General features: G+C 50.7%; 12 protein-coding genes. 8 read left to right on the top strand and 4 right to left on the bottom strand.

The genetic code is table 11. The features are described 5' to 3' along the window. Positions 1-131 precede the first annotated feature (131 nt). The 4 genes from NST07_RS22340 to NST07_RS22325 are packed head-to-tail and all read left to right on the top strand — an operon-like array spanning position 132 to position 4,312. Positions 132-1,004: a 3-hydroxyacyl-CoA dehydrogenase NAD-binding domain-containing protein gene (locus NST07_RS22340; RefSeq protein ID WP_341094443.1), complete on the top strand. Its 873-nt coding sequence runs from the start codon at positions 132-134 to the stop codon at positions 1,002-1,004. Then, positions 1,001-2,209 carry an acetate kinase gene (locus NST07_RS22335; protein WP_341094441.1) on the top strand — a complete coding sequence of 403 codons (1,209 nt, stop codon included), beginning with the start codon at positions 1,001-1,003 and terminating at the stop codon, positions 2,207-2,209. The genes NST07_RS22340 and NST07_RS22335 overlap by 4 nt, the downstream gene beginning before the upstream one ends. A 21-nt stretch (positions 2,210-2,230) precedes the next feature. After that, the gene (gene asnS, locus NST07_RS22330; protein ID WP_038594390.1) at positions 2,231-3,526 is read left to right on the top strand and encodes an asparagine--tRNA ligase; all 1,296 of its coding nucleotides are present in this window, start codon (positions 2,231-2,233) and stop codon (positions 3,524-3,526) included. 21 nt (positions 3,527-3,547) lie between these two features. Beyond that, a complete protein-coding gene (locus tag NST07_RS22325; RefSeq protein WP_342480203.1) occupies positions 3,548-4,312 on the top strand; it encodes a DnaD domain-containing protein in 765 nt (254 codons plus the stop codon). A 176-nt stretch (positions 4,313-4,488) separates the two neighbouring features. Here NST07_RS22325 and proC read toward each other — a convergent pair whose 3' ends face one another. The 4 genes from proC to NST07_RS22305 all read right to left on the bottom strand — a co-directional run bounded on the left by proC (position 4,489) and on the right by NST07_RS22305 (position 9,307). Then, positions 4,489-5,355 carry a pyrroline-5-carboxylate reductase gene (gene proC, locus NST07_RS22320; RefSeq protein ID WP_342480202.1) on the bottom strand — a complete coding sequence of 289 codons (867 nt, stop codon included), beginning with the start codon at positions 5,353-5,355 and terminating at the stop codon, positions 4,489-4,491. Between the two features lie 27 nt (positions 5,356-5,382). Then, positions 5,383-6,630, bottom strand: coding sequence for a glutamate-5-semialdehyde dehydrogenase (locus NST07_RS22315; protein WP_341094436.1), 1,248 nt, complete (start codon positions 6,628-6,630; stop codon positions 5,383-5,385). Between the two features lie 106 nt (positions 6,631-6,736). Continuing rightward, positions 6,737-7,840, bottom strand: coding sequence for a glutamate 5-kinase (proB, locus tag NST07_RS22310; RefSeq protein WP_342480201.1), 1,104 nt, complete (start codon positions 7,838-7,840; stop codon positions 6,737-6,739). 555 nt (positions 7,841-8,395) lie between these two features. Continuing rightward, on the bottom strand, positions 8,396-9,307 hold the full coding sequence (locus NST07_RS22305; RefSeq protein WP_341094433.1) for a LysR family transcriptional regulator: 912 nt from the start codon (positions 9,305-9,307) through the stop codon (positions 8,396-8,398). Between the two features lie 289 nt (positions 9,308-9,596). Between NST07_RS22305 and leuC the strand changes: the two genes are divergently transcribed. The 4 genes from leuC to NST07_RS22285 all read left to right on the top strand — a co-directional run bounded on the left by leuC (position 9,597) and on the right by NST07_RS22285 (position 15,056). Further along, the gene (leuC, locus tag NST07_RS22300; RefSeq protein ID WP_341094431.1) at positions 9,597-11,021 is read left to right on the top strand and encodes a 3-isopropylmalate dehydratase large subunit; all 1,425 of its coding nucleotides are present in this window, start codon (positions 9,597-9,599) and stop codon (positions 11,019-11,021) included. 30 nt (positions 11,022-11,051) lie between these two features. Continuing rightward, entirely contained in the window at positions 11,052-11,654 is a 603-nt protein-coding gene (gene leuD, locus NST07_RS22295) for a 3-isopropylmalate dehydratase small subunit (RefSeq protein WP_342480200.1), read from the top strand. Positions 11,655-11,881: 227 nt separating this feature from the next. After that, positions 11,882-13,456, top strand: coding sequence for an N-acetylmuramoyl-L-alanine amidase (locus NST07_RS22290; RefSeq protein ID WP_341094428.1), 1,575 nt, complete (start codon positions 11,882-11,884; stop codon positions 13,454-13,456). 163 nt (positions 13,457-13,619) lie between these two features. Further along, positions 13,620-15,056, top strand: coding sequence for an N-acetylmuramoyl-L-alanine amidase family protein (locus tag NST07_RS22285; RefSeq protein ID WP_341094426.1), 1,437 nt, complete (start codon positions 13,620-13,622; stop codon positions 15,054-15,056). Positions 15,057-15,092 lie beyond the last annotated feature (36 nt).

Here is a 15,092-nt window from a genome sequence, read left to right as displayed (position 1 = left end):
TCTTTATGCCGGTTATTTTTTTTTACTTTTCAGACATGCTAAGATATTATTATATGTCGGGCTACATATTTTTTACGACAGAAAAGGTACAATACAAAAGTATAGATACCTGAAAGGATGGAGACTTTTTTATGAATTTTAAAAAAATAGGTGTCATCGGCGGTGGCACAATGGGACAAGGGATTGCTGAAATGCTGGCAGCCAAGGGTCTTGATGTTATGCTGGTGGAGAAAAACACGGAAAGACTGGAATACTCCTACGAAATGATCGAGACAAGTCTTGATAAACAATTGGAGAAATGGGCGATTACCCAAGCAGAAAAGAAACTGATTCTTAGCCGCATCCAAAAAGTGACACATTTCGCCGAGCTCAGCTCGTGTGATATGGTCATCGAAACAATTACGGAAGACCTGGAAGCTAAGCAAAAAGTATTTAATCAGCTCGACCAAGTGTGCCCGAGCCACATTATTCTTGCCAGCAACACGTCAACGCTCAGCTTGACGGAGCTTGCCAGCTCTACAATGTACCCGGAACGCGTAATCGGCATGCATTTCATACATCCGGTAGGTAAGGTGGATCTTGTGGAGATTGTACGTGGACTGAAGACATCTGACAGTACCTTCGAAGACACCAAAGCTTTTGTTGACGAGGTCGTTGAGAAAAAAGGCGTAATGATTTATGAATCCCCAGGATTTGTTAGTTCGCGCCTTATTTGCTTGTTCATTAACGAAGCTATGCATGTTCTGCAGGAAGGTGTCGCTTCCCCAGAGGATATTGACGACGCAATGCGCATCGGTTATCAGTTCCAGTATGGACCGCTTGAAATGGCTGACCGTTTCGGTCTGGATTCGATTCTTGCCGCACTGGATAACATGTTCCGTGAGTATGGGGAACTGAAATACCGTCCATCGACTATTCTTAAGAAGATGGTGCGTGCGGGACAACTGGGCATGAAATCGGGCGAAGGCTTCTTCAAGTATGACAAGGATGGTGACCGTGTATGAACGTATTAGTAATTAACTCAGGAAGTTCTTCTTTGAAATATCAGTTGTATAATATGACAGATGAATCTGTATTGGCCAAAGGGCTGGTAGAACGCATCGGGATGGATTCTTCCATTCTGAACCATAAGCCAACAGGCAAACCGGAAGTCACTGAAGTCAGTGAAATTCTGGAACACAATACCGCCATCCGCAAGGTTCTGGCTTGCCTGACAGACAGCGAGCATGGCGTAATCAGTTCGATCGAAGAAATTAATGCCGTAGGCCACCGTGTAGTTCACGGGGGAGAATTCTTCAAGGAATCCTCATTGGTTGATGGCGATGCCAAGTCGAAGATCCGTCAATTGTTCGACCTTGCTCCACTGCATAACCCGGCTGCTGTGATGGGGATTACGGCTACAGAAAAGAATATGCCCGGCGTTCCGCAGGTTGTTGTGTTTGATACAGCCTTCCACCAAACGATGCCTGAGAAGGCTTATATGTACGCTATCCCAAGAGTGCTCTACAACAAATACAAAGTCCGCCGCTACGGAGCACACGGCACCTCGCATGATTTTGTCAGCAAAGCTGCAGCGGAATATCTTGACCGTCCGCTCGAGGATCTGAAGATTATTACTTGTCACATCGGTAATGGTGCCAGTGTTACTGCGGTTAAAGGCGGAGTATCTATTGATACTTCCATGGGGATGACACCACTGGAAGGTCTGATGATGGGAACACGCAGCGGTGATCTTGACCCGGCAATCGTTCCTTATGTGATGAACAAGGAAGAGCTGTCCGTAGGCGAAGTGAATTCCATGCTCAACAAACATAGTGGATTGCTGGCTATTTCTGGCATCAGCAGTGACATGCGTGATATTATTGATGGTGCAGAAAAAGGCGAGCCTAACTCTACGCTTGCTTTTGAAATGTATGAATACCGTCTGCGCAAATACATCGGTTCTTACGCAGCAGCTATGAACGGTGTGGATGTTATCGTGTTCACTGCCGGCGTGGGTGAGAATGCATCCCTGTTGCGCGAAAGAGTGTTGAATCAGCTTACGTTCCTCGGAATCGAACTGGATACAGAAGCCAATAAGGTTCGTTCCGGTGATCCGCGCCGCATCTCTACAGTTGATTCCAAGGTGCAGGTGCTTATAGTACCGACGAACGAAGAGCTTGTTATTGCACGCGATACCTATCGTATTGTGCAAGGGGTTAACGGCTAAACTAGAGGAGAGATCGTAGGCATGGCAAACAAGAGTGTAATTAAACGCGTTAATGAACATGTCGGAGAGAGTGTTGTTATCGGCTGTTGGGTAAACAACAAGCGCTCCAGCGGTAAAATTCAATTCCTGCAGCTCCGGGATGGTACAGGCTATATCCAGGGGGTTGTTGTAAAATCCGAAGTGCCTGAGCAGGTCTGGGATGATGCCAAAAGCCTTACCCAGGAAAGTTCCTTGTATGTGACCGGCATTATCCGCGAAGAGCCGCGTGCTCAATCGGGATATGAGATGACCGTGACGGGCATCGAGGTTCTGCATCTTACCGAGAACTACCCGATCACACCGAAGGAGCATGGCATCGATTTCCTGATGGATCATCGTCATCTCTGGCTCCGCTCCGCGAAGCAGCGGGCCGTACTGGTGATCCGTGCAGAGATTATCCGCGCTATTCAGCAGTTCTTTAATCAGAACGGGTTCACAAAGGTGGATCCGCCGATCCTGACACCGACATCGGCTGAGGGCACTACCAACCTCTTCCACACGAAATATTTTGATGAGGATGCTTATTTGACGCAGAGTGGCCAGCTTTATATGGAAGCTGCAGCAATGGCGCTGGGCCGCGTGTATTCCTTCGGTCCTACTTTCCGTGCTGAGAAATCAAAGACCCGCCGCCACTTGATCGAGTTCTGGATGATCGAGCCGGAGATGGCTTTCACGGATCACGAAGAAAGTCTGAAAGTTCAGGAAGAATTCATCAGCTTTATCGTACAATCGGTACTGACCAACTGTCGTGCTGAGCTGGAAGCGGTAGGCCGCGATGTCTCCAAGCTGGAGAATATCAAAGCGCCGTTCCCGCGTATTACTTATGATGATGCGATTAAGTTCCTGAACGATAATGGTCATGAAATTGCCTGGGGCGACGATTTTGGTGCGCCGCATGAAACCGCAATTGCTGAAGCCAATGACAAACCTGTCTTTATTACGCATTATCCGGCTTCGTTCAAGGCTTTCTACATGAAGCCGCATCCTGAGCGTCCTGAAGTTGTACTCTGTGCGGATATGATTGCTCCGGAAGGTTACGGGGAGATTATCGGCGGATCGCAGCGGATCGACGATCCGGCATTGCTGGAGGAACGTTTCAAAGAACATAATCTTTCGATGGATAGCTATAAATGGTACATGGATCTGCGCACCTACGGTTCAGTGCCGCACTCCGGCTTCGGTCTTGGACTCGAACGCACAGTGGCCTGGATTTGTGGTCTGGATCATGTGCGAGAAACGATACCGTTCCCTCGTACGCTGTACCGTCTCTACCCGTAAGGGCATAAAGGGGGCTGGTGCATGGACGGCAAAGGATGGAGTACATGGGGCGAAGGAATGGCTGCTGGTCTTCAGAACGGAATGGCCATCATTCCTTATGCACTCTTGAAGCATTACCGGAAGCTGAATCTCAGCGGCAGTGAGGCGATGCTGCTGATTCACCTTCTGTCGTTCCGGCAGGTAGAGGGCATCGACTTTCCTTCGCTGGAGGAACTGCAGGCTGTAACAGGCCGAAGTATCGCTGTCATAGCGGGAGAACTGCAGAAGCTCATGAAGGAAGGGTTTATCAGCATCGACGAAGATAATGATGAGCTGAGAGATATCCATTATGAGCGCTACAACTTCTCTGGAATGTATACAAAGCTAGGTGCTTATCTGGCTGAAGCTGCGAAAGAGGCTTCAGAGGATAAGAACGCTGGAACGGCTCCTTCACGCGAGGCAGCCCGCTTTACTACCGGTTTTCCCGTTCTGGACGGGGGATACGGCAGAACGGCTGTCGCTGTACCCGGCAAGGCCGCTGATGAGAGCCGCAGTCTGTTCAGTATCTTCGAGAAGGAATTCGGCCGTCCACTGTCTCCGATGGAATGTGAAACAATCTCCGGCTGGGTGGATCAGGACCGGTACCCGGAAGAGCTGATTCTGCTTGCCTTAAAAGAATCGGTATTCGCCGGGAAGGTTCATTTCCGCTATATTGACCGCATCTTGCTGGAATGGGCCCGCAACCGGGTGAAAAACGCCGAGGATGTTAAGAACTACACACAGAAGTTCCGCAGTGGTGGAAGATAGCGGCACAAACGGAAGAACCCTGTTGCTGGGAATAAAGCAACAGGGTTCTTTTTTGTTGTTTGCAACAATCGAAGTGAGGATGAGGTTAAAAAAGCTGAATAATAAGAAGCCCGCGCCATTCCGTGAGGAAAGTGGCTGCGGGCTTCTGTGCGATCCTGAGTTGCATGGGCTGGAGTTTAGGACAGTTCCTTCTCCAGTGCAACACCCATCTCGCGTGAGCGTTCTGCACAGCGGTTAACTGCGGCTATGACCGATTCGAAGAAGTCGGCCTTTTCAAGCACCTCAATGGCTGCTTGCGTTGAGCCGTTTGGCGAAGTGACCTTCTTGCGCAGTGCTGCCGGTTCCTCACCCGTCTGCTGCACCATACGCGCAGCGCCGAGGACAGTCTGCACGGTCAGCTCGGTGCTTTGCTGCGGTGGAAGTCCGCCGCGGATGCCGGCAGCGATCATCGCTTCCATCATGTAGTAGATATAAGCCGGACCGCTGCCGGAAATTCCGGTTAAGGTCTCCATTCGTTCTTCCTCAATCACAGCTGTAATACCAACGGATTCAAAGATGTTGAGCGCCGTACGGCGTCCTTCTTCATTAACTTCTTTGGAATACACAATTCCTGTAGCTCCAAGGCCGATGGAACTGGAAGTGTTGGGCATCGTACGCACAACAGGCTGAGAGGTGCCCAACAGGCCATGAATCGTGCGGACGGTCAGACCGGCTATTACGGAGATCACCAGCTGATCCGGTGAGAGCACAGATCCTAATACGCGCAGCGCTTCGGCAGCGTCCTTGGGCTTCATCGCCAGGACAATGACTGGAGCCGTCCGCAGATGTTCAATTTTTTGTTCCGGATCATTGCAGCCAAGCACGCCATAACGGCTGCGCAGCTCAGCCAAACGCTCGTTGCTGCTGCGGTTCAGCATAACGATATTGTTGGAATCAATGACATTTCGGGCAATCATGCCCCGTACAATTGCTTCTGACATTGAGCCTGCGCCATAAAAAACAATTTTATGATTGATCAGTGGAATTGCGGGTTGCTGACACATGGCTAAAAGTCCCCCTTGTTCTTTGTACTAACTCCGGATTTGGCCGGAGCCATATATTTTATATTTGCATGAAGTGAGCGCGGGCAGGCCCATCGGGCCGCGGGCGTGCAGCTTCTGGGTGCTAATTCCGATTTCGGCGCCGAATCCAAATTCAAAGCCGTCTGTGAAACGGGTCGAAGCATTATGGTATACAGCTGCTGCATCCACTTCCTGCAGGAAACGGGCTGCATGTTCAGTATCTTCGGTTACAATACACTCGGAATGTTTGGTACTGGACTCGGCAATATGCCGCAGCGCTTCTTCCAGTCCGCTGACTATCCGGACGTTAAGAATATAATCATTGTATTCTGTCGCATAATCCTCCGCAGTAACCGGCAGTGCCCAAGGTACAAGGGCAACCGTTTCCGGACAACCGCGTAATTCTACAGAAGCTGTGCGGAAGGATTCCGCAAGGGAAGGTAAATATTGTATGGCAAAGTCGCGATGAACGAGTAGCGTCTCCATGGAATTGCATACGGACGGGCGCTGGGCTTTGGCGTTCAGGCTGATTTGCTCTGCCATATCAGGACGGGCACTTGCGTCGAGATAAGTATGGCATATACCCGCACCTGTTTCAATTACCGGAACAGTAGCGTTGAGCACAACATTCTGGATCAAGGAACTTCCGCCGCGCGGGATAATGACATCCAGCAGCCCGTTAAGTTTGAGCATCTCATCGACGGAGGAACGGTTTGGGTCCTCAATCAGCTGCAGTGCACCAGGCGGCACCGCGGTTTGGGCCAAGGCGGCATGCAGCACTTCAACAATTTTGCGGTTCGAGGACAGGGCAGAAGAGCCTCCCCGCAGAACTACGGCATTGCCTGTCTTAAGGCAGAGACCGGCCGCATCCACGGTAACATTGGGACGGGCTTCGTATATAATCCCGATCACGCCAAGGGGTACGCGGATTTTCTCAATGGAGAGACCGTTCGGACGGTTGATGGTTTCCAGCGTGTCGCCGATAGGGTCGGGCAGTACGGCGATTTGCTGCAGACCTTCTGCGATGCTGTTGATCCGTCCGACATCAAGGGCGAGCCGGTCTAGCATCGACTCTGGAGTGCCGGCCAGCCGGCCGCGTTCCAGATCTTCGCCGTTAGCGGCAATGATGGCTTGAGCTTCGCGGCGCAGGGCCTCCGCCATTACTAGCAGCGCTTCATTTTTTTGACCGGTAGTCAGGCTTGCCAGTACACCGGTTGTTTCTTTGGCCAATGTGGCTTTATTCACGACTTCACTCATATCCGTTCCTCCTAAAGTTTTATTAGCCAAGCGTTCAGAAACGTCTTTTATTATGTCTGAATCAACATATTGTTGACTTACTTAGGGTCAATCATCAACCCGGACGTTACCGTAAAGTAATCCATTCATCACGGTGGATGACCTCAAGCCGGTGTACTTCGCCCAGCTTCGGCACAATCTCACGGCTGGGAAGCCCCTGAATGCTGCGGAGCTGGGCGTCATCATAATTCACAATGCCCCTTCCCAGCAGCTTGGCGTCTGGACCGAGTACTTCTACAACGTCGCCGGAGTGGAAGCTTCCTTCGATCCGCTTGACCCCTACGGGGAGCAGACTATGGCCCCCGTGGAGCAGTGCTTCAACGGCTCCGTCGTCCACATAGAGGGAACCAAGCGGCGTGGACATGAAACCGAGCCACTGTTTTTTGACGGGGAGAGAAGAGAGTGTGGTGGCAAAATACGTGCCTTTGCCGTCGCCTGTTGCCGCCAGCTCCAGATCGCCGGGTTCGGTGGCTCTGCCGATAAATACCGGCACTCCGCCACGGGTTGCAATCTTCGCGGCATCAATCTTGGAGCGCATGCCGCCTGTCCCTACGCTGGAGCCTGCACCGCCGGCGATTGCATAAATCTCCGGTGTAATTTCCTCCACTTGCCGGTAACGAACGGCATCGGGATGCTTGCGCGGGTCTCCACTGTATAATCCGTCCATATCCGTGAGGACGAGCAGACGCGTTGCCTTCAGCAGGTTGGCAACCAGAGCGGAGAGAGTGTCGTTGTCGCCGAATTTCAGCTCGTCGACAGATACGGTGTCGTTCTCGTTAAATACCGGTACGGCACCCTGGCGGAGCAGTTCTTCCACCGTCATTACGGCGTTGTTCATCGCCCGCCTGCTGCAGAAATCGGTGCGGGTCAGCAGGATCTGTGCAGTGGGTATTCCATGCTGCGCGAACGCTTCCTGGTACGCCTGCATCAGCAGGACCTGTCCAACCGCCGCCGCTGCCTGCTTCTCATGCAGAAGCTTCGGACGGGACGGGTAGCCGATGCCGCGGAATCCGGCCGCTACAGCGCCGGAGGTTACTAGCAGGACCTCGCAGCCAGCCTGGCGGAGTACGGCAATCTCGGCAGCGAAGAAGGCCACGGCGGAACGGTTTAACCCGCCCTCCGGACCGGTAAGTGAGCTGCTGCCGATTTTGACTACGATTCGTGTCGTCATTGTTCTTCACTTCCTTCTTAAAATAATAAAGATAACCCAGAAAACGACAAAAAGCCCCCATCCTAAGACTTAGCAAAGGACGAAAGCATTGATTACTTCCGCGGTACCACCTTCATTGATGAGGGTTCATCCGACTTCATTCTCATAACGGGAGTTTCCGTCCTGCAGGGGCAGGCCGCTCGGGGGTAGGATTCAGAAATGATAACCGCGGTAAATCCTCTCAGCCTGCCGGAATTTACTCTCTGCTCGCGGATAGAGACATTTTCTTACTGGTCCCGTCTGCACGTTTCACTATTTGACATTTAGAATACCACGGTAAAGTGTGGTTTGCAAAGGGAGAACGAACTAATATTTTTTGGGAATAGCGGGAGTTTCCAATATTATGTTTATTCTCCGGGAGAATTTTAGAATCAGGCCATTCGGGAGTTTGTAGAGGAGAAAGCCGGTGATTCCGGAACAAAGGGACCGCTTGAATACAAAAAAATGCCCTTTCGTTTCCATTGCCGGAGCCGAAAGGGCATTTTTAAGGCGACACAATAATCATTTTGTTCTGTGCTACTCATCTGCCAGACCGGCAACGGTTGCTTTGAAAGTGCCGATGAAGGCTTCTGCGGCTTTGGACAAATAGCGGCCCCTGCGGTACGCAATCACCAGGGTTCGGCTTGGCACTGGTTCGGCCAGCGGCAGATAGACGGGAACAAACTCGCTGCGCGGGGCACGGGCGATAAAGTGTGGCACGAGTGTAACGCCCATTCCGGTAGCTACGAGGGATTGAACCGTCTCCATATTGTTGCTTTCAAACACGATGCGCGGCTCAAATCCGGCTTCGCGGCATAGCTCCACCGTCATTTTGCGGAACCCTTGGCCTTCTTTAAGCACGATGAACGGCTCATCCTTTAATTCTTCAAGAGAGGTGCGTGTACCCTTTGTGCTCCGGGAAGCCAAAGGATGCTCCGGCGGCACGGCCAGATCAATCCGTTCTTCACCAAGCACCTCGTAAGCAAGAGTGGGGATTTCCAGCGGGAGCGAAAGCAGGCTGAGATCAGTCTGGCCGCTTGCAGTCAGTTTCTCGAGATTCATTGAAGAATCCTCAAGCAGTGTAATTTCCACATCGGTATATTTCCGCTTGAACACTGGGAGTACATGGGGCAGCAGATGTGCTCCGGTGATCGGCATGCTGCCTACCACCACACTTCCCGTACGAAGCTGGGAAATATCAGACATTTCCTGGCGCAGCAGCTCCACAGCGTCGATAATCGCTCCTGCCTGTTCCACAAACTTGTGCCCGGCATGGGTAAGCTCTACCGAGCTAGTATTGCGCTGAAACAGCATGACCCCAAGCTCTTTCTCCAGCTTGGACAGCTGCTGGCTGAGCGAGGGCTGGGCGATATGCAGTTTATCCGCAGCACGGGAGAAGTTCCGTTCCGCCGCGATTTGCAGTGCATACTGTAATTGTCTTAGTTCCATTAGTAAGCTCCTTGAATGAACATCATTGCTTATAAGTATAACCTATAGTAAGTCAGTTTAATATAGGTTGGGTGACCTGGCCAGAAGATGGTGTATTCTACAATACTCCGCGAAAGTACATGATGTGCTATTTCCTAGTCCGGTCAAACCATTAGCTTATAGGCCTACCCTATCAGTTCTATAGAAATCATATCTTGGAATTATAAACGGGGCGATGTTATATTTAGATCATTCAAGAGGGACTCCACACTCTCTTCCATTGAACGATTCTACTATATGAGGTGAAGACATGAGCAAGAAGACAATGTTTGAGAAGATTTGGGATAATCACGTAATCCATCAAGAGGAAGGTAAGCCTAGCATTATTTATATTGATTTGCATCTGGTTCATGAAGTTACCTCTCCACAGGCCTTCGAAGGTCTCCGTCTCAGCGGACGCCAAGTCCGCCGTCCCGGCCTTACTTTTGCTACCATGGATCATAACGTCCCTACGAAAGACCGTTACAACATTACAGATCCGATCTCCAAACAGCAGATTGACACGCTGTCGCAGAATTGCCGTGATTTCGGAGTCAGATTGTTCGACCTGAATGATATCGATCAAGGTGTCGTGCATGTTATGGGCCCGGAAATCGGCCTGACACATCCCGGCAAAACCATTGTCTGCGGCGACAGCCATACTTCCACGCACGGAGCATTCGGCGCACTGGCCTTTGGTATTGGCACAAGTGAAGTTGAGCATGTTCTGGCTACCCAGTGCTTGCAGCAATCCAAAGCCAAAACGATGGAAGTCCGCTTCATCGGCAACCGTAATCCTGGAGTGACTGCCAAGGATATGATTCTCGGTGTCATTGCCAAATACGGCACTGATTTTGCAACAGGCTATGTTATTGAATACACGGGCGAATCCATCCGTGAGCTGTCGATGGAGGAACGCATGACCGTCTGCAATATGTCAATCGAAGGCGGGGCAAGAGCGGGGCTGATCGCTCCAGATGAAACTACCTTCAACTACCTGCGTGATCGCCAATATGTCCCTCAGGGTGCCGCTTATGATGCTGCCGTTGAAACTTGGAAAGGCCTTGTAAGCGATGAAGGTGCAGAATATGACACAATTGTTGAGTTTGATGTGGAATCTTTGATTCCGCAAGTGACCTGGGGAACTAGCCCGGGCATGGGCACAGACATCAATTCCAGTGTGCCGAACCCTGCTGATTTCCCGACTGAAAATGAACGTAAAGCCGCTGAAAAAGCGCTTGAATATATGGATCTGGCACCAGGCACACCTATTTCGGAAATTCCGATTGATTATGTCTTTATCGGTTCCTGCACGAATGGCCGGATTGAGGATTTGCGTGCTGCAGCCGAAGTAGCTAAAGGACACAAGGTATCCGACAAGGTTACGGCAATTGTTGTACCGGGCTCCGGACGTGTGAAGCTGCAGGCGGAGAAGGAAGGTCTCGATGTAGTGTTTACGGAAGCAGGTTTTGAATGGCGCGAAGCGGGCTGCAGCATGTGCCTGGCGATGAACCCGGATGTACTTCAGCCTGGACAACGCTGCGCATCGACCTCGAACCGCAACTTTGAAGGACGCCAGGGCCGCGGTGGACGCACGCATCTCGTATCCCCGGCAATGGCCGCAGCGGCTGCAATCAAGGGGCGTTTCACCGACGTCCGCGACTGGAACTACAAGACGGAAGCCGTCAATTCATAGAAATCGTAGAGAGAGCGGGAGGATACAACAATGGAAGCTTTTAAGAAATTAACAGGAATCGTTGCCCCGGTTGACCGGGTAAATGTAGATACGGATGCTATTATTCCGAAGCAGTTTTTGAAACGGATTGAACGGACTGGATTTGGACAATTTCTTTTTTATGAATGGCGTTTTGACGAAGCGGGCAATGACAATGCCGCTTTTGAGATGAATAAACAGCGCTATAAAGGCGCATCTGTATTGATTTCGCGGGCCAACTTCGGCTGCGGCTCCTCCCGGGAGCATGCGCCGTGGGCGATTATGGACTATGGCTTCAAAGTAGTAATTGCCCCATCTTATGCAGATATTTTTTACAACAACTGCTTCAAGAACGGGATTCTTCCGATCAAACTGTCGGAATCGCAGGTCGATGAGCTGTTCAGCCGTACGGCAGCCTATGAAGGCTACAACCTGACGGTTGACCTTGAGAACAACACGCTCAGCGATGAATACGGACTGGTGATCAGCTTTGAGCTGGATGAGCACCGCCGCCAGTTCCTGCTGCAGGGGCTCGATGATATCGGGCTGACACTTCAGCATGCGGATGAAATCGCCGCCTACGAGGAGCGCCACGCGGCAAAGCTGTTTTCGTAAGCGATGTAAAGAGCACGTCCAGTCACAGGGGAAACGGAGTTTTATTCCTGAAGAATACGTAATCTTTACAAATTTTACACAAAACTTCTATTTCCGGGTGTCGGAAATAGAAGTTTTTTTGCTATAATCGATATATTCATTGCCGCAGAAGGCAACTTTTGGAGATTTCTGTCGTCTTAATCTTATCTATGTATCTATCATTTACCAGAAGGAGAGGAAAAGAAAGGATGAGAAGAGCCGGACAACGGGTGTTATTTTTGCTGCTGCTGCCACTGTTACTGCTATCATTCGCCGGCCATGAAGCTGCCGCCGCCGGAAGCGGGACAGGCAAGATTATTATGGATAATCAGGAGCTGACAATGCCCAAAGGCGCCAAAATTGAATATGTCGATGGAAGCGTTATGATTCCTATTCGGGTTGTTGTGGAGAATCTGGGGTTCAAAGTCGACTGGGAGCCGAAGTCGCGTAAAGTAACCGTTCAACAGGATGGCAGAAGCGTGCTGCTGGCCGTAGGAAGCAAAACGGCTGAAGCCGATGGAACTACACTAGCTCTAAATGCGGCACCCAAGCAGAATAATGGAACTGTACTAGTGCCTATCCGATTTGTAAGTGAGCAATTTGGGCTTATAGTGGGCTGGGACAACAGCGACAAAACTGTCTATTTAAGCGGCGGTTCTACAAGCGGTACGGACATTTCTGCAACTCCAGCGCCGTCCGCCAGCTCAACACCGGCGCCTGTTTTGAGTCCAAGTCCAACCCCTGTCCCGAATGAAACTGGATCAGAGGGAGAGATCGTGACAGGAACCGCAGGCCCAACACCAACGCCGATCCCCGGCAGCGGCGGTACGATAGTTACGTCTCCTCAGATCATGGGGGCGGTGTTCAGCGAAAATCGTTTGATCGTTTCCGCCACGGGTGGAGCCAAGCCTACTGTTACCAAGATGAGCGGCCCTGACCGGATTGTGGTTGATTTCCCCAATACCTCGTTCGCGGCGGATTTCGTTGGCAGTCTGCCTGGCACAGCCCCTAACGGCAGTCCGCAAGGCAAGCTGGATGTTACCGGTTACCCATTGATTTCGGAAGTCCGTTATGCGCTGTTCAGTTCCAATCCCTCTACCGTAAGGTTCGTTATTCAAACGATCGGAACACAGCCATATCAGGTAAGTACTGACGACAGCACCGGGCTGGTTACAATTGATTTAAATGTAGTGGCTAATGGAGGCAGTACTACCGTAGGACCGGGAATTACAGGCAAGCCGGTTGTCGTTCTCGACGCAGGACACGGCGGTAAACAATCTGGAGCCGTTAGCCTGACAGGGAAGCTGGAGAAAAACTTCAATCTCTCAGTTGTGAATAAGGTTGGGGCACTGCTTCTGCAGGAAGGTCTGGTCGACGTGGTGTTTACCCGCACAGATGACAGTACACTCGGTCTGCAGGACCGGGTCGTAATTGCTGAAGCAAAACAAGCGAACCTGTTTATTTCAGTGCATGGAAACTCGCTGGACCTTAAATATCCCAACAGGGAAAAGATCAATGGCAGTGAGACCTACTATTCCCGTACTGAAAGTCTGCCGCTCGCCCAGGTCCTCCATAAGCATCTGGTCGCGGGAACAGGCTTCAAGGACAACGGGATCAGGAGCAAAAGTCTGCATGTTACAAGAGAAACTACAATGCCGGCAGTGCTGCTGGAGGTAGGTTATCTTACCAATCAGGGGAATGAGGCGGGCATGTATGATAGCCAGCTTCAAGACAGGCTGGCTAGGGAAATCGTAGCCGGAATTAAGGAATATTTGGGATTATAGATATAGAATCTTGTTAATAGAGCGCGGAATTACTAGCTTTTTAATGGGATTTATTCGCAACTTTTATCGGATACCAGCGTCTAATCAATGTCGAGGGTTGTCAATGGCGAGATCATCATGAACGCCGTTCTCTGGCGGAATACTAGATTCTTAGAGGTGAAGAATGAAGAAATTTGCTTTTACGCTGTTGCTGCTGCTCTTTGTACTGGTATTGCCGGAGCATGGACATGCTGCTGCCGGGAATAAGATCTATCTGGATGGCCAGGAGCTGACAGCAGGGCAGGATGCGCCGGTCGAAAATGTAAAGAACTCAGTTATGGTGCCGCTAAGAATGATCGCCGAAAACCTTGGCTATAAGGTGGATTGGGATCAGAAGAGCAAGACGGTTACAATTGAACAGCAGGGCAAGACGATCAAACTGATCGTGGATCAAACGGCAGCTTTCGTTGATGACAAAACCGTGATTCTCACGGCGGCGCCAGTAGCGCGCGGAGGTACTACACTCGTTCCGATCCGGTTTGTCAGCGAGCAGTTTGGCCTTACTGTCACCTGGGATAACGCCCAGAAGACTGTAAACATTATTACCCCGGAAACTGGCGGTAATAACACCGGTTCAGAGGGAAGTTCTGGTGACGGTGGATCAACCGTCGTTGTTCCTCCGGCAGAGTCGACAAGCGGCCTGACAATGGTGAATGGCATCAGCTTCAGCGAGAACCGTCTAACCATTGCAATGGATGGTAGCTCCGCGCCGAATATAACAAAGATGACAGGGCCGGACCGGATTATTATCGATCTGCCAAATGCCACGTTCTCGGATGTGTTCGGAAGTGGACAAGAACTTGACCCTAACCTGAATGGTAAACTTGCTGTAACGGATTACCCGGATGTATCAGGTGTACGTTATTCTTTGTACAGTACAAGCCCTTATACCGTCCGCTTTGTAATTGATTTGAACACTTCCAAGAACTATAGTCTTGAAGTATCAGGTGATGCCTCCAAGCTGGTTGTGGTTGATCTGAATGCGCAAAGCACAGAAGATACGACGACACAGCCCGGCAATAACGGCCGGAAGCTGGTGGTGCTGGATGCCGGCCATGGGGCCAAGGATTCCGGAGCTGTAGGGGTTACCGGTAAATATGAGAAGAATTTTAATTTGGCCGTTGTTCTTAAAGCAGCAGAACTGCTGAAACAGGAGAATAAAATCGATGTAGTTCTTACTCGCAGCGATGATACGTTCCTGGAATTAAAAGACCGTGCGGGTATGGCCAATAAGCTTAAGGCCGATCTGTTTATTTCCGTCCATGCGAACAGCAGTGGTTCATCGGCTGCAAGTGGAACAGAAACATATTATCAGCGGGAAGCAAGCAAGGCACTGGCGAAAGTGATGCATAAGTATCTTGTCAAGGCGACCGGGCTTAGCGACCGTGGTGTGAGGTATGGCAATTTCCACGTCATTCGTGAGACGACAATGCCTGCCGTACTACTTGAAGTAGGTTACTTAAGCAATAAAGGCGATGAATCGCTGTTGTTCTCGGAAACATTGCAGAACAATGTGGCAGCATCCATGGTCAGTGGGATTAAGGAATATCTGGGAATGTAACAGCAAACTTAGCGGCAGATGAGAGCTGCAAAGCCA

This window comes from Paenibacillus sp. FSL L8-0340 (assembly GCF_038593145.1).
In the GTDB taxonomy this organism is placed as follows: domain Bacteria; phylum Bacillota; class Bacilli; order Paenibacillales; family Paenibacillaceae; genus Paenibacillus_AQ.
This window is presented reverse-complemented; position numbering and strand designations above follow the sequence as displayed.

Coding starts and splice junctions, on each gene's coding strand:
- NST07_RS22305 (WP_341094433.1), bottom strand. CDS start 9,307: ATGGAACTAAGACAATTACAGTATGCACTGCAAATCGCGGCGGAACGG.
- NST07_RS22315 (WP_341094436.1), bottom strand. CDS start 6,630: ATGAGTGAAGTCGTGAATAAAGCCACATTGGCCAAAGAAACAACCGGT.
- proC (WP_342480202.1), bottom strand. CDS start 5,355: ATGTGTCAGCAACCCGCAATTCCACTGATCAATCATAAAATTGTTTTT.
- leuD (WP_342480200.1), top strand. CDS start 11,052: ATGGAAGCTTTTAAGAAATTAACAGGAATCGTTGCCCCGGTTGACCGG.
- NST07_RS22285 (WP_341094426.1), top strand. CDS start 13,620: ATGAAGAAATTTGCTTTTACGCTGTTGCTGCTGCTCTTTGTACTGGTA.
- NST07_RS22290 (WP_341094428.1), top strand. CDS start 11,882: ATGAGAAGAGCCGGACAACGGGTGTTATTTTTGCTGCTGCTGCCACTG.
- asnS (WP_038594390.1), top strand. CDS start 2,231: ATGGCAAACAAGAGTGTAATTAAACGCGTTAATGAACATGTCGGAGAG.
- NST07_RS22325 (WP_342480203.1), top strand. CDS start 3,548: ATGGACGGCAAAGGATGGAGTACATGGGGCGAAGGAATGGCTGCTGGT.
- leuC (WP_341094431.1), top strand. CDS start 9,597: ATGAGCAAGAAGACAATGTTTGAGAAGATTTGGGATAATCACGTAATC.
- NST07_RS22340 (WP_341094443.1), top strand. CDS start 132: ATGAATTTTAAAAAAATAGGTGTCATCGGCGGTGGCACAATGGGACAA.
- proB (WP_342480201.1), bottom strand. CDS start 7,840: ATGACGACACGAATCGTAGTCAAAATCGGCAGCAGCTCACTTACCGGT.
- NST07_RS22335 (WP_341094441.1), top strand. CDS start 1,001: ATGAACGTATTAGTAATTAACTCAGGAAGTTCTTCTTTGAAATATCAG.